Source organism: Hymenobacter norwichensis DSM 15439 (genome assembly GCF_000420705.1).
GTDB lineage: Bacteria > Bacteroidota > Bacteroidia > Cytophagales > Hymenobacteraceae > Hymenobacter > Hymenobacter norwichensis.
The window spans coordinates 723,372-738,224 of record NZ_ATVL01000007.1; the positions used below are offsets into that span (position 1 = coordinate 723,372).

Consider the following 14,853-nt stretch of genomic DNA (forward strand, 5'->3'; position numbering starts at 1 on the left):
CAAAGCTTATGCTACATTCGCCCCGTTACGTTCCACTTTCCCCATCTCTTTCTTCTTCATGAAAACGCTCGACCAGTACAACTTCAGTGGCAAGCGCGCCGTGGTGCGCGTAGATTTCAACGTGCCTCTGGACAAAGAATTCAACATCACCGACGACACCCGCATCCGGGCGGCTACGCCCACCATCAAGAAGATTTTGGCCGATGGCGGCTCGGTGGTGCTGCTTTCGCACCTGGGCCGGCCCAAAGGTGGTCCCGAAAACAAGTACTCGCTGAAGCACATCGTAGCTCGCCTCGGCGAAGAGTACGGCACCGACGTACAGTTTGCCGACGACGCCCTGAAAGCTGAAGAGCAAGCCAACGCCTTGCAGCCCGGCCAGATACTGCTGGTAGAAAACGTACGCTTCTACCCCGAAGAAGAGAAAGGCGACGAAGCCTTTGCTGAAAACTTAGCCAAGCTCGGCGAGGTGTACGTGAACGACGCTTTCGGGGCCGCTCACCGCAAGCACGCCTCCACGGCCGTAATGGCCGCACAGTTCGCACCCGAAGACCGGGTGGCCGGCTACTTGCTGCAATCAGAACTAGACAACGCCCAAAAAGTGCTGGAACACGCCGAGCGGCCTTTCACGGCCATTATGGGCGGCGCCAAAATCTCCGACAAGATTCTGTTGATTGAGAAGCTGCTTGATAAGGTAGACAACCTGCTCATCGGGGGCGGCATGGCCTACACGTTTGCCAAAGCCCAGGGCGGCAGCATCGGCAGCTCGTTGCTGGAAGCCGACAAGATGGATTTGGCCCTACGCCTCATCCAGCAAGCCAAAGACAAGGGCGTGAACCTAGTGCTCCCTACCGACAGCATCATTGCCGATAAATTCGCCAACGACGCCAATACCAAAGAAGCCAACAACGACAGCATCCCCGACGGCTGGTTGGGCCTTGACCTCGGCCCCGAGTCACAGAAGGCATTTGCCGACATCGTGCGCCAGTCGAAAACTGTGCTCTGGAATGGTCCAATGGGTGTGTTTGAGATGAGCAACTTCGCGGCCGGCACCACCAAAGTAGCCGAAGCCATTGCCGAAGCCACCGAAGCCGGCGCGTTCAGCCTCATCGGCGGCGGCGACTCCGCGGCGGCTGTCAACCAACTAGGCTTCTCCGAGAAAGTATCCTACATCAGCACCGGCGGCGGCGCCCTCCTCGAATACATGGAAGGCAAAGAACTACCCGGCGTAGCAGCGCTGAACTAAGTGGTGAGATAGTGAAGTGGTGAGTGTGGTGTTCCTTCGGCGCTGTTTGCGCAAGTCGAACATCAAACTCACCACTTCACAATCTCACCACTTAGTTCACATAAGGCGATTCTAATTCCTGACCCATACTGCGTAGGGGGGATGAGTCGAGGCGGCCGGTGAGGCGGGTGGCGAGGATGCGGGCTTCCCGCTCGGTCAGCACGTCGAGCTTGCGCAGCCAGCGTAGGCGGTGCAACTGGGTGTCGATGAGCCCAAGCGGGTTGATGTTGGCGTATTCCTCGCGCAGGTAGGCTTTGGTGCGTGACTCCAGCGCACGAGCAAACTTATCGACCGAGGCGCGTTCTGAGGAACGGTCGGCGAGAGTGATGTTGGTGCGGGCCGTGCCTAGCGTAACGTGCTGCCACCAGTTGCGTTGCCCATAGAGGTATACTCCGATCAGCAGGCCACCAAATCCGAACAGTCCTAGCCAGGCTGCGTCGGAAAGCTGTCCGTTTTCGGTAACAGGAATCAAGCGGTGTAATAGATTAACCACAAACCACAGCGCCAGCAAGGGCCGCCAAGTGAGTTGCGGCGTAGTACGGAAGCGTGTTACTTGCACTGGCAGCACTTCCTCGTACGGCATTTCAAATTCCAGCGTAGCGCGGCCGTGGCTGTTGCGTTGGCAGATATATAATCCGTTGGGACGTAGAGCAAGCTGCGTGGAGCCGGCCAGCAGCCGACGTTGTTCAATTATCATTCTCTGGGAATAAATGCCTGATTGATATAGTGCTTAGTTGGTAGTGGCTTGTGCCTACTTCACGGATTATAGCAGAGCAGCCTAAGTACTACGCACGAGGCAATAGCACCAAAACAGCTACGCAGCAATCAATGAAACGGACTTGGGGTGAAGCACAGTACAAAAATAACTAGCATCAGCCAGCCCAGCACCTTGCGGCCCGTGCTCAGCGCCGACTCGTCGGGAGCAGGCGGGTGGTAAATACCTGTAACCCGGCCCAGCATCAGCCCAAACACCAGCCAGCCCGGATTACCCATAATATCGGGTACGGCCACTGTTACAGCTAATTGTGCGGCCCACACGCTCAGGCTTAGGAGCAATGCCCGGCGCGGAGTAGGCAAGGCTCTTCTAAATACTAGAAACAGGTACCCGAAGTAGGGTAAGCCCCAGTATAGCCAAGTGTCGGAATCGGTTTGCAAGGAAAATAACCCTAGACCAGCGTAAAAGATGAAGCCCACAAACAGAACCATCGACAGCCGATTGAACTGCTTGAACCCCAACAGGCCGTACAAAATGTGCCCGCCGTCGAGCTGACCAATGGGCAGCAGGTTCAGCGCCGTGAAGAACAACGACAGCACGCCTGCCATTAGCACCGGGTAGTGCATTAGCTCGTACGGATGCGGCAGGCGTGCAGGATCAGCAAACAGATATTCCAGCCCCTGGTAGAGCAACGGCCGCGCCAAGGCTATGCCCTCGCCGGATTGGTACACGTAACGGGCATAGTCAGAGCCGTATGCCCGATATTCGGGGTGCACCTGAAACACGTAGTCGGCCGGCGGCAGATGCGTGAAACCGTAGATGAGCACCGGTACCGCCACCAAAAACCCCGCCAGCGGTCCGGCCAGGCCTACATCAAAAAACTCCCGGCGCGAAAAAATCCGCTCCTTGATTCGGATAACCGCCCCAAACGTACCGATGGTGTTGAAGAAGCCCGTGAAAAACGGAATGTAATACGGCAACGTAGCCCGAATGCCGTTGCGGCGGGCCGTGAAATAATGCCCAAACTCATGTACCGTGAGCACCCCCAGAAATGGCAGCGAAAACCAGAGCCCACGCTGCATTTCCGCAGCAGTTAAGGGCGTTGGGCCAAAGGTGAGCTTGCCGGTCATCCACTCGGCGCCGGCCAGCGTGGTAGTAAGCAGCGTCAGCAGAAACAGCCCTAAGTGGAGCGCGGCGGTGCGCCAAGGCGGAGTAGGTTTTTCATACTGAATAAAGGCTGTCTCAACTTCTTCTGCGGGCGTAGGCGCCGGGGCGTCAGGAAACGGCAGTGGCGGGGTCGTATTCTCGGGGAAAGGCACGGATGGCAGCGGGGAGAGCGTCGAGGATGGTATGAGGCGGGGGCAGAAACAACGTGCGCAACCCCAGGCGGCGGGCCGTTTCGATATGTTGAAAACTGTCTTCAATGAAAAGAGTTTCTTCGGCTTTCCAGTTCATCTCGCGCAAGGCATGCTGGAAAACTTCCTCGCCCGGCTTACGCAAGCCTACCTCTTGCGAGTAGAATACTCGGTCCAGCACATCAGCAATGCCGTGCTCGAAGCCGTACTGCGTTTTCAACGTCTGGTTGACGGCCTCAATGTGAATGTGGTTGGTGTTGGAAAGCAGCGCGGTTTGGTGACCTTGAGCACGCAAATCGGCAATGAGAGCCAGCCGCTCCGCCGGTACATCCAGCAGCATAGCGTTCCAGGCAGCGTCTAGCTCGGCATCGGTAGCCGTCAGGTTGTAGTGCGTCCGCAAGCCCGCTCGAAACTCATGAGGCGTGAGGCGGCCGGTTTCCACTAAGTCGAACAATTCACTTTGGGCTGCCTGCGTGAACGGAATAGTTTCTCCTTGCGAGTTCAGAAGACGCATAGCTTCTAAGGTGCGCCGAAACTCGATGTTGAGGATAACGCCTCCGAAATCGAAGAGCAGATTAGGCAGTTTATGTGGCATGAGTGAGGAAGTATACAGCAGAAAAGAAATACGATATGGGGTGCTGACCAAAGACCAGTTCCAGCAAATCTTGCGAGCAGCGTTGCAAAATTGCCCGTAAAAGTCGAAGTTTGCGCTGCCGAAACCAACTGCTTTGGCAGTCTTCGCACCGGGCCTATAGCTCAATCGGTTAGAGCAGCTGACTCATAATCAGCAGGTCACTGGTTCGATTCCAGTTGGGCCCACAATGCACCCTTGCAATGAGCTGATAATCAGCACTTCGCAAGGGTGTTTTTTTGTTTGTAAGGCCGCGTTTGGTAGTTGCTCAACTTTATCCGTGGTCTTGCTTGAAGAAAGCCAACCTCGATTTACACTACTTTTAAGCATTACTGTTGCTTGCATTCTGTGCTTGGCTACGACTTGTAACACCTCTTATAAGCATCAGCAGAAGAAAACCGCTGAAGAGCGGCTCTGGAGAATTGCTAGCAAGCTCAGTAAAAGCACCAATGCCGCCAAATACAAGTATGCTGCGCTGGTGCATGTCTTACTTATATCTATTGCCAGTTCCTTCAGCGCTCTATTTCTTGTCACCATGGCTGTGGGATAAAAATAGTTATTCAATTTATACCGCTCCTAATCCGTTGATTGCCAGTTCTACAACGTAGCGCTGGCTTCGTATGTACGGCCGGGTTACGGTGCCCATTTGAAATTATTTTCTGAGAGTAAGCTCCTCTATAAGTGAATTAGCGTACAGCGTAGCGGAAAGCTACGGTCCAGGTTGCGCAAGCCTCTTTTGCTTGCACTCTGGGCCGGTCAGCTATCCTACACTAAGTCCACTTATCGAACCCGTCATGCTCAACATCAACCACGACAAAACTGACACCAAGAGCTTCGAAATGCTTGGGAAGTGCCCGTTCGGCGGCGACCGAATTGGAGGTGTAGTAAGTACACCCCCCACGCTGTCTGACTGGTATCCCAACCGCCTAAAAGTGGAACTGCTGCATCAGAATGGTCCCCAAGCCAACCCATTGGGTGAGGACTTCAACTACGCGGAGGCTTTCAATTCTATTGATTTAGAAGCGTTGAAGCAAGAAATCAAAGGCTTCCTAACCTCGTCGGTAGATTGGTGGCCTTCCGATTACGGCAACTACGGCCCACAGATGATTCGCATGTCCTGGCATTCGGCTGGCACCTATCGTATTGCCGACGGCCGCGGCGGTGCGGGCGAAGCCTTACAGCGTTTCGCGCCTATCAATAGCTGGTGGGATAATGGCAACACAGATAAGTCGCGCCGATTGCTCTGGCCTATTAAGCAGAAATACGGCAGTGCCCTTTCGTGGGCTGATTTGATTGTACTGACCGGCAACTGCGCTTTAGAAATCATGGGCTTCCCAACCTACGGCTTCGCCGGTGGCCGCCAGGATGCCTGGGAGGCCGACAACGCTACGTATTGGGGACCCGAGGTGATACATGACTTGTCCAAGGCTAAATCGCCTGACGAGATGGTGAACCGCGACAAGCGCTGGCGCGGCCGCAACGGCGACGCTAACTACGACCTCGAAAACCCGTTGGCTGCTTCGCACCAAGCCCTCATTTATGTCAATCCCGAAGGCCCTTATGCCAATGGCGACCCTCTAGGTTCGGCGCGCGACATCCGCACCACCTTCACGCGTATGGCCATGAACGACGAGGAAACCGTGGCTCTCATTGCTGGTGGTCACGCCTTCGGCAAAAGCCACGGCATGGTGCCGGCCGCCGAAATTGGGATGCCGCCCGAAATTGCACCGATGGAAGCCATGGGCCTGGGCTGGCACAACCCCAAGGGTGCGGGTAATGCCGAAAATACGATGACCAACGGCATCGAAGGCAGTTGGACGCCCAACCCTACGCAGTGGGACAACGACTACCTCACCAACCTGTTCAAGTTCGACTGGAAGCAGACCAAGAGCCCAGCCGGCGCGCTGCAATGGACGCCTGTGGACTCGAATGCTCCTAAAACGCCCGACGCGCACATCCCCGGCCAGATGAACGCGCTGATGATGATGACCACGGATATTGCGCTAAAAGAAGACCCCGAATATCGCAAGGTGTGCGAGAAGTTTCTGAACGATTTCGAGGCCTTCACCCAAGCTTTTTCTAAAGCGTGGTACAAACTGACGCACCGCGACATGGGGCCGCGCGAGCGGTACTTAGGTCCGGAAAAACGCAACGAAAACGACTTGCTCTGGCAAGACCCCATTCCACTGGCCGATTACGCCCCCATCGACGCGGCCGATGTGGCAGCGCTGAAAAAGGAAATCCTGAACCTAGGAGTGTCGCCTTCAGATTTGGTGTTCACGGCATTTTCGGCGGCCGTCACGCACCGCCACAGCGACAAGCGCGGTGGCGCCAACGGTGGCCGGCTCGCGCTAGCTCCTCAAAAGGACTGGGAGGTGAACCGTCGTACGGTGCCGGTAGTGGCGGCCTTGCGCACGGTGCAGGAGAAATTCAACGGCTCGGATGCGGGTAGCAAGCAAGTTTCGCTGGCCGACCTTATCGTACTGGGCGGTTGCGCGGCACTTGAAAAAGCCGCTGCCGATGCGGGCGTGCCTACAGAGGTGCCTTTCACGCCGGGCCGCCGCGATACCACGCAAGACCTCACCGATATCGAGATGTTCACTTGGCTAAAGCCCGTGGCCGATGGCTTCCGCAACTACCTCGACGAGGGCTTCAACGAAATTTCCCAGGGTGTGGCGCCAGAGGAAATGTTCTTGGATAAAGCCCAACTGCTCTCACTCACCGCTCCTGAGTGGACGGCGTTGGTAGGCGGCCTGCGGGCTATGAATGCCAACCACGACAACTCCAAGCACGGTATCTTCACCGATCGGGTGGGCGTGCTCACTAACGATTTCTTTAACGTGCTGACGAGCACCGACCTGGAGTGGAAGAAAGCCGATACCAAAAGCCTAACCCTAACCCTTAACGACCGCAAGACGGGTGAAACGCGTTTCACCGCCACGCGCGCCGATCTAGTGTTTGGCTCCAATAGTCAGTTGCGCGCCGTATCAGAAGTATATGCTGGCAACGATGGACACAAGCGCTTTGTAAAAGCGTTTGTGAAGGCCTGGCACAAGGTGATGATGCTCGATCGTTACGATGTAAAAGCATAGCATAAGCTAAGTAACGGCCCCCAAACGAAAGGCAGACCTCGCATAGTAGCGGGACTGGACTTTTGTTTGGGGGCTATTACTTAGCTTATTCCTTTGTTTAACAAAGAAGTGCCCCGCTCGCAAAACCGCTATAACTTGCTGCCCGAAGGCAGCGGCACCCCGCATAGCTTTTTAAAAGCGAAAATCACAGTATAAGTATCCAACGTATGGCTTCCGGTTTTTTTGCTCTTTTAGATGACATATCCGCTTTAGTCAAAGCCAGCGCGGCTAGTCTAGATGACGTACCGGCCCAAGTAGCCAAGACCACCGGCAAAGTGTCCGGTATTGTTATTGATGATACGGCCGTGACACCCAAGTATGTTGTGGGCCTCGACCCCTCTCGGGAGCTAGCTATTATCTATCAAATAGCCAAGAAGTCCCTAATCAATAAGCTTCTGCTTCTGACGCCTGCGGCTCTACTACTCGGGTATTTCGCGCCGTGGGCTATTACGCCCATTTTAATGGTAGGTGGGGCTTACTTATGCTTTGAAGGGTACGAAAAGGTGCACTCTTTATTTAGCAAACATCCCGACGTGCCAGTGGAAAGTGAAAACGTAAAGCAGATTACGCCCGAGGAGCTGGAACAAGAGCGGGTAGCGGGGGCCGTGCGCACCGATATTATTTTGTCCGCTGAAATTATGGCCATTGCCTATAGCCAGGTGACCGGCCAACCGATTGTCAACCAGATTGTCGTTATGGCGGCTGTGGCTGTGTTTATTACCGTGGCCGTCTATGGCTTTGTGGGCTTGCTCGTGAAAGCAGATGATATCGGCATGCACTTAGCGCAGGATAACTACCCTGCTGTTACGCAAAAAATTGGGCGTGGCATCGTGCACTTAATGCCGCGCTTGTTGAGTGTGCTAGGCTATGTGGGAACAGCCGCCATGCTGTGGGTTGGGGCCGAAATCATTGCCCACGGCATTCCCTTTACCAATCATTTGCTGCACGGTTTAGAGCAGACATTCGCTCACCTACCGGTGGTGGCATGGTTGGCTAAAGTGCTGGCTTGCGCAGTAGGCGGGCTCCTGATAGGGTTTGTGGTTGAAAAAGCAGTGTTGCTCTTCAAAAAGATATTCCGCAAGCCTTAACAAAAGTGTATTTACTGGTTCCGTGTATCCTTGCCTTGAAAAGCTAGCCCGTTGCCAACGGCTCGGCTAGATTAGGAGAGTTGACCAAAACTATTACTACGGCAGGAACCAGGATTTGATTTGTTTAGTGTAAATTAAAATTGGTAAAATATAATAAACGCCTTGCTAGAGCAACGAGAAAATAGATAACATTCCGTTGAAATTATGCCTAACGAAGAAGTGGTAGTATAGAGGAAGTACAACCACTATACAGTCCAGATACGACTGTGCTTGAAGGTGGCATGTCCTAAGCTAAAGTACTGCTAACGTTAGGCTTCAACCACGGCAGCAACAGTTGAACTCGATGTTCGAGCTTGGTGGCAGATTTCAACCAAGACGTGGACCTCACTGATGAGCTAGCGCCGCCAAAATTTTAGCTTGTGGGGATTTGCCGCAGCCATAGCCTGTCAGCTAAGGCTGCGGAATAAAGAGCTAAAGTTAAGATGGAGCGTACATGCAAAGCAATTGGCCACGCAGGCCATAATTTTTTTGATAGCAAAAAAGACAACAAAAACTGCGTAGCTCAGCTCGTTAGGTTGGAAATAGAATTTGTGAAGCGCGAGGTGAAAAAAATTAATCTTACTAATGAATTGCTGGGCTTAACAATGCCTTAATTTTGCGCCATGCTTCAACCAAAAAATTCGTTGATGAAGCGCGAGATCCTGCTCGGCTGGGAACCGCGAGTGGACCGTAAGGTCTTCGCCATCATTGGTTTCCCCGATTTTGCCTTTGGTATCTCTATTGTCTCTTCTGATTGTTGCCCCGCTACCGTTTCGGATTCCGAAACGGTTTTTTTATGCCCGCTGAGTTTGGCGGCTGCCGTCGCGCAGCACGCAGCTTCCCGTTATGGCGAGGGGTAGATAAGAATTAACACTGTCCATTTTAGCTAGTCAACCTCATTTTTCCTCAACTTCGGTATGGCACGTAAAGACCTGCTCGACATTGCCTCCCTCCATCGTGAGGAAATCGAGTTCCTGCTCGACCAATCCACGTCCTTTAAAAAACTGTTCACCCACTCGGTGAAGAAAATTCCTGCGCTAGAGGGCAAGTCCGTGCTCATGCTGTTCTATGAGGCCAGCACCCGGACCCATTCTTCCTTTGAGGTGGCGGCCAAGCGCCTCTCGGCGGAGGTAACGAATTTCGACGTCGCCCATTCCTCCATCACCAAGGGCGAGTCGGTGCGCGAGACCATCGAGACGCTCCAAGCTATGCGCACCGATTATATCGTCGTCCGCCACAGCCACCCCGGCCTGCCCGGCATGATTGCCCGCCAAACCACGGCGTCGGTTATCAATGCCGGCGACGGGGCGCACGAGCATCCCACCCAAGCCCTGCTGGATGCCTTCACCATCAAGGAAAAATTCCCTGATCCTCGGGGTAAAAGAGTGCTCATCATCGGCGACATTCTCCACTCTCGCGTCGCGCGCTCTACCAGCACGTTGCTGCAAAAGCTAGGTGTTGAAGTTGCCTACCTTGGTCCAGGCTCGCTGGTGCCCAAATACGTGCCGGAAAGCATCCCCCGCTTCACCGACTACGAAGCGGCCATGGCTTGGGCCCCCGATGTAGTGTACTTGCTCCGTGTGCAGATGGAGCGCCAAGACGTGCAGTTTTTCCCTAGCGTCCGCGAATACCACCGGGTGTACGGCATTACTACTGCCCGGCTAGCGGAAATCCGCGATAAGGGTCTCTACATCATGCACCCTGGCCCCGTGAACCGGGGGGTTGAGCTGTGCGATGCCGTTATGGACTATGAGCGCAGCCTGATTACCAACCAAGTTGAAAACGGCATCTCCATCCGCATGGCCGTGCTCGACTGGCTCACGCCAGGCGGGGAGTTCCCGAAACAGGAGGCATATGCCGCGCGGCAGCGGGCTGGCTCATCGGTGATTATGCCCTAAGTGCCGAACGCGGCGGTTAACTCTTTACTTTTACTTCTTCCATACCCCTTGCCGGTTTACAGCAATTATCACCTCATGCTTCTCCTTCAAAACGCCCGCATTGCCTCCGAAAATTCACCTGTGCTGCTCGAGGGCGACGTCCTGATTGTCGAGGGGAAAATTCAGGACATTGGACCCAACCTGACTGTTCCCAAAGGAGCCCGCGTCATCGACGCGCGGGGCCGGGTGCTGATGCCGGGTATGTTTGATGCCCACGTTCATTTCCGCGCCCCTGGGTTTGAGAACAAGGAAACCATTACTACGGGGAGTGAGGCAGCTATCAATGGCGGCATTACTGGCGTGGTGATGATGCCCAATACCCGCCCGGCCATCGACTCGGCAACGGTGGTAGCTACGGTGCTGGAAAATGCCAAGCACCGGTCGCGCATTCCGGTGTATACCTCCGGCTGTGTCACCAAGAACCGTGAGGGCAAGGAACTAGCGGAAATTGAGGGGATGCACCGACTCGGCGTGACCATGCTGACCGACGATGGAGACACCACCAACGACCCAGCGGTGCTGCTACGGGCTATGCAGTACGCCACCGAGTTTGGGATGTTTTTCGCCAGCCACTGCGAGGTGCCGGAGCTGGCTGGGCCGCGCGCCCTCAACGAAGGCGTGATGAGCTACCGGCTCGGCATTAAGGGCTCACCGGCCTGCGCCGAGGAAATCATCATTGACCGCGACATCCGGCTGGCCCGGGCGGCGGGTGCGCACGTGCACATCCAACACGTATCCAGCAAGCTCGGCATGGAAACGATTCGCTGGTGGAAATCCCGCGGCGACGTGAAGGTGACGGCCGAAGTGGCCCCGCACCACCTGCTGTTCACCGACGAGCACATCGGCGACTACGACACCAACTATAAGATGAACCCACCGCTGCGCACGCAGGCCGATTGTGATGCGCTGCTGGAAGGGCTCATCGACGGCGTATTCGACCTTATTGCCACCGACCACGCGCCACACACGCCGTTTGAAAAAGCGCAGGATTTCATCAGCGCGCCCAACGGCATCACCGGCCTAGATACCGCCCTCGTGTCGCTCCACCATTTCTTTATTGAGCCCGGCAAATTTGGGTGGGACTTATTGGTGAAGCGCTACTCAGCGGAACCCCGCCGCCTGATGGGTTTGCCAGTACCCACCATCGAAGTCGGTCAGCCAGCAGAGTGTATTTTGTTTGATACCGAAGCGGAAACGACCTTTACGCGGGAATTCATGAAATCCAAATCCCAGAACACGCCCTTCATCGACCAGACGTTGAAAGGACGGGTAGATCTGGTGATTTTGGGTTCGGAAATCCTGCTGGAGCGCTAAGTAAGTGTCCTACTAAGCTTGGAGAAGCGTTCCTATCGCGCAGATTGAGGATGACTGATCTATAGAATCATGGAGAATTCATCGCAGATAGGTGATAGTACAACGCATATTGTGCGCTACTACAAAAAAGCCACTTATAGCTATTTGGCTCCTTTTGGACTTGTACTGCTGGGTTTTCTGCTAGATTTTTTCTGTTGCTAGCACTACTCACGGTAATGCCTTGCAGCGTTATAGGCCTGTATTTTTCTTTCAAAGGTTTCAAATCATCTAGCAGGCTGGGCGACTTAGAAAAGAAGGATGTTGGCTACACCAATATTTTACTAGGTATCATTCTTTTTGTAGTCGGATTGCTTAGTGCTGGATTTGCTTACGTTTGGATAAGCGGTTAGTGCTCTCCTTTAACCTGCTACGATGCTTCGACTCCGCTCCGCTTCGCTGAGCATGACCACTAAATAATTTCGATGAGTACTCCTTCCTCTTCCAATACTATCAAACCCCTAATTGGCGTGGTTATGGGTTCCAGCAGCGACTGGGACACCATGCAGCATGCCGTGCAGATTCTCACCCAGTTTGGTGTGGCCCACGAAGCGCGCGTAGTGTCGGCCCACCGCATGCCCGACGACTTGTTTGCCTACGCCGAACAAGCTGGTCCGCGTGGCTTACAAGCCATCATTGCTGGCGCGGGTGGGGCCGCCCACCTGCCGGGCATGCTGGCGGCCAAAACTACGGTGCCCGTACTGGGGGTGCCAGTGGCCAGCCGCCATTTGCAGGGGGTGGATTCGCTGCATAGCATCGTGCAAATGCCCAAAGGAATACCCGTTGCTACGTTTGCTATTGGCACTGCCGGGGCGGCTAATGCGGCGCTGTTTGCCATCAGCCTGTTGGCTTTGCACGACGCAGACTTGGCTGCAAAGCTACAGGCGTTTCGCGCCGAACAAACCGAAGCGGCTCGCGCCATGACGTTGCCCCTATGAGTGCCGATAATCACGTTGCAGCCCTGGCTCCAATTTTTCCAGGTAGTGTGGACGCTGCGGGTCAGCGGGCCACCTTAGGGGTACTGGGGGGCGGGCAGCTGGGCCGGATGTTTGTGCATGCTGCTCAGCGCCTAGGATACTTCACCGCCGTGCTGGAGCCCGACCCGCAAAGCCCCGCCGGGCTGGTGAGTCACCACTACATCCAGACCAACTACGACGACCCGATCGGGCTGGCGGAACTAGCCCAGCTATGCCAAGCTATTACCACCGAGTTTGAAAATGTGCCGGCCCAGGCTCTGCAAACCCTAGCGCAAACCCGGCCCGTGGCACCCAGTGCGGCCGTGGTTGGCATTGCCCAAAACCGCATTGAGGAAAAAGCGCAGTTCGCGGCCTGTGCTGACGTGTCGGGGGTGACCTGCGCGCCTTATGCGGTGATTGAAACGACGGCCCAGTTGCAGGCCGTGCTGGATGAACAGGCCGATTTGCTTCCCGGCATCCTGAAAACCGCGCGCATGGGCTACGACGGCAAGGGCCAAGTCCGCGTCAAGACTGCCGATGAGCTGGCTGCCGCCTGGGCGGAGCTGGGTGGTGTGGCCTGCGTGCTGGAAAAGATGTTGCCGCTCACCGCCGAGTGCTCGGTGCTGGTGGCGCGTGGTTGGGACGGGCAAGTCGTCAGCTTCGCTCCGCAGCGCAATGTGCACGTCGATGGCATTTTGGCCGTGACTCACGCGTATGAAGGCAATATGCCGGTAGCCTTGTCTACTAGGGCGCGTGAGGCCGCTGTGGCTATAGCGCAGCATCTTGGCTATGTCGGAGTGCTGTGTGTGGAGTTTTTTGTGGTGGACGATGGCAGTGAGTTCGGTGGTCTGGTTGTCAACGAAATGGCCCCGCGCCCGCACAACAGCGGCCACTACACCTTGGACGCCTGTGACGCGTCGCAGTTTGACTTGCAGGTGCACGCCATGGCCGGCTTGCCCTTACCGCAGCCACGCCAGCATTCCCCGGCCATCATGCTCAACTTGCTGGGCGACGTGTGGTTTGACGCCGATGGTCAATTGCAAGAACCGGATTGGTACTCTGTGCTAAGCCTGCCGGGCACGCATCTGCATTTATACGGCAAGATGCAGGCCCGCGCCGGCCGCAAAATGGGCCACCTGACCATCACCGGCCTGGATGTCGACAGTATCAAAACCGTGGCGCGCCGCGCCGGTGCTCTGCTCAACTTGCCAGGGTTGGACGCTATATAGAGGCCCTTGCCTGAACGTGACCAAGTCAGCCGAAGGTCTCGTATCTGGACCACATCATTCATTACCTGATGCTCTCTGCTGAGAAAAGAAGTAAGCATCGAGGTAGCTATAGTGACTTCAGGCTCCAATAGCTTCTGAGCCTGAACGCCAACAGTTTGATGAGTACTAATTGGGCTTATGAACCCCTATTTGCAAGCTGCAAATAGGGGTTTTGTTTTGCTGCCAATAACTCTGTTATCACAAATTGGTTTGAGTTCTACTACTAAGGGCTGCAAAAGGCAGGAAGCCTAGCCTTCTGGGTTGTATGCCCAATAGCTGCTCTGCGGGTAACACCGTTCGGTAGCTCCAACTGAATCCCAGTATCTTGCCGTTTCGATTTCGTTCTGCACCCTGAATCTAATCCATGAAAATTCTGCTGGTTGAAGATGAGCCCAAAGTGGCGGCGTTTCTGCACAAAGGCCTTACCGAGCAACAGCACGCCGTAGAGGTAGCCACCGATGGACCCATTGGCTTGCGAATGGCACTAGCGGGCACCTACGACCTGATTATCCTTGATAACCTGCTGCCCGGCCTAAGTGGCCTCGACGTATGCCGGCAGGTGCGCGCTCAGAACTCCGCCGTCCCGATTCTGATGCTGACGGCCCTGGGCGAAACGGACGACAAAATCCGAGGGCTCGATGCCGGCGCCGACGATTACTTGGTGAAGCCATTTGCTTTTCAAGAATTGCTGGCGCGGCTTCGGGCCTTAGTGCGCCGACGGCCCGAAGCTAGCGGTAACGCTGCCGTACTGTTCCTCGCCGACCTTACTCTTGACCCCGGCAGCAAACGAGTGCAGCGGGCTGGCCAGCCCATTCAGCTAACCGCACGCGAGTTTTCGCTCTTGGAGTACCTGCTACGCCACAAGGGCCGGGTTATTTCACGGGTGGACATTCTGGAGCACGTCTGGGAAACTAGCTTCGATACGGGTTCCAACGTTATTGACGTGTATATCAACTTCCTGCGTAAGAAAATTGATAAAGACTTCAACCCCAAGCTAATTCATACGCTGGTGGGGATGGGCTACGTGATGAAGGAAGAATAGGCCAATGTGTTGCCTGTTGGGGTGGTTGCTAATCATGACGACGCTGGCTAGAGAATAGA

At 55.1% G+C, this 14,853-nt stretch carries 12 protein-coding genes and 1 tRNA gene; 10 read left to right on the forward strand and 3 right to left on the reverse strand.

Going from position 1 to position 14,853, the window contains the following annotated elements; all coding sequences use genetic code 11:
- The first annotated feature begins 58 nt into the window (after positions 1 to 58).
- Entirely contained in the window at positions 59 to 1,243 is a 1,185-nt protein-coding gene (locus G536_RS0109250) for a phosphoglycerate kinase (RefSeq protein ID WP_022823310.1), read from the forward strand.
- A 91-nt stretch (positions 1,244 to 1,334) separates the two neighbouring features.
- Here G536_RS0109250 and G536_RS0109255 read toward each other — a convergent pair whose 3' ends face one another.
- The 3 genes from G536_RS0109255 to G536_RS31375 all read right to left on the reverse strand — a co-directional run bounded on the left by G536_RS0109255 (position 1,335) and on the right by G536_RS31375 (position 3,947).
- Entirely contained in the window at positions 1,335 to 1,979 is a 645-nt protein-coding gene (locus G536_RS0109255; RefSeq protein ID WP_022823311.1) for a hypothetical protein, read from the reverse strand.
- Positions 1,980 to 2,107: 128 nt separating this feature from the next.
- The gene (locus G536_RS0109260) at positions 2,108 to 3,316 is read right to left on the reverse strand and encodes a site-2 protease family protein (RefSeq protein WP_022823312.1); all 1,209 of its coding nucleotides are present in this window, start codon (positions 3,314 to 3,316) and stop codon (positions 2,108 to 2,110) included.
- Positions 3,273 to 3,947 (reverse strand): HAD family hydrolase, encoded by a 675-nt coding sequence (locus tag G536_RS31375; protein WP_022823313.1) that lies wholly within the window; start codon positions 3,945 to 3,947, stop codon positions 3,273 to 3,275. The genes G536_RS0109260 and G536_RS31375 overlap by 44 nt, the downstream gene beginning before the upstream one ends.
- Before the next feature lie 150 nt (positions 3,948 to 4,097).
- Here G536_RS31375 and G536_RS0109270 point away from each other — a divergent pair.
- The 9 genes from G536_RS0109270 to G536_RS0109330 all read left to right on the forward strand — a co-directional run bounded on the left by G536_RS0109270 (position 4,098) and on the right by G536_RS0109330 (position 14,794).
- Positions 4,098 to 4,171, forward strand: a tRNA-Ile gene (locus tag G536_RS0109270).
- 606 nt (positions 4,172 to 4,777) lie between these two features.
- Positions 4,778 to 7,075: a catalase/peroxidase HPI gene (gene katG, locus G536_RS0109280; RefSeq protein WP_022823315.1), complete on the forward strand. Its 2,298-nt coding sequence runs from the start codon at positions 4,778 to 4,780 to the stop codon at positions 7,073 to 7,075.
- A gap of 206 nt (positions 7,076 to 7,281) precedes the next feature.
- Positions 7,282 to 8,202 (forward strand): DUF808 domain-containing protein, encoded by a 921-nt coding sequence (locus tag G536_RS0109290; protein WP_022823317.1) that lies wholly within the window; start codon positions 7,282 to 7,284, stop codon positions 8,200 to 8,202.
- A 662-nt stretch (positions 8,203 to 8,864) separates the two neighbouring features.
- Positions 8,865 to 9,101 (forward strand): hypothetical protein, encoded by a 237-nt coding sequence (locus G536_RS0109300; RefSeq protein ID WP_022823319.1) that lies wholly within the window; start codon positions 8,865 to 8,867, stop codon positions 9,099 to 9,101.
- 57 nt (positions 9,102 to 9,158) lie between these two features.
- Positions 9,159 to 10,139 (forward strand): aspartate carbamoyltransferase catalytic subunit, encoded by a 981-nt coding sequence (locus G536_RS27125; RefSeq protein ID WP_022823320.1) that lies wholly within the window; start codon positions 9,159 to 9,161, stop codon positions 10,137 to 10,139.
- Positions 10,140 to 10,214: 75 nt separating this feature from the next.
- Positions 10,215 to 11,492 (forward strand): dihydroorotase, encoded by a 1,278-nt coding sequence (locus tag G536_RS0109310; RefSeq protein ID WP_022823321.1) that lies wholly within the window; start codon positions 10,215 to 10,217, stop codon positions 11,490 to 11,492.
- A gap of 461 nt (positions 11,493 to 11,953) precedes the next feature.
- On the forward strand, positions 11,954 to 12,466 hold the full coding sequence (gene purE, locus G536_RS0109320) for a 5-(carboxyamino)imidazole ribonucleotide mutase (protein ID WP_022823323.1): 513 nt from the start codon (positions 11,954 to 11,956) through the stop codon (positions 12,464 to 12,466).
- On the forward strand, positions 12,463 to 13,713 hold the full coding sequence (locus tag G536_RS0109325) for a 5-(carboxyamino)imidazole ribonucleotide synthase (RefSeq protein ID WP_022823324.1): 1,251 nt from the start codon (positions 12,463 to 12,465) through the stop codon (positions 13,711 to 13,713). Before purE ends, G536_RS0109325 begins: the two co-directional genes overlap by 4 nt.
- A gap of 403 nt (positions 13,714 to 14,116) precedes the next feature.
- A complete protein-coding gene (locus G536_RS0109330; protein ID WP_022823325.1) occupies positions 14,117 to 14,794 on the forward strand; it encodes a response regulator in 678 nt (225 codons plus the stop codon).
- The last annotated feature ends 59 nt before the right edge of the window (positions 14,795 to 14,853 follow it).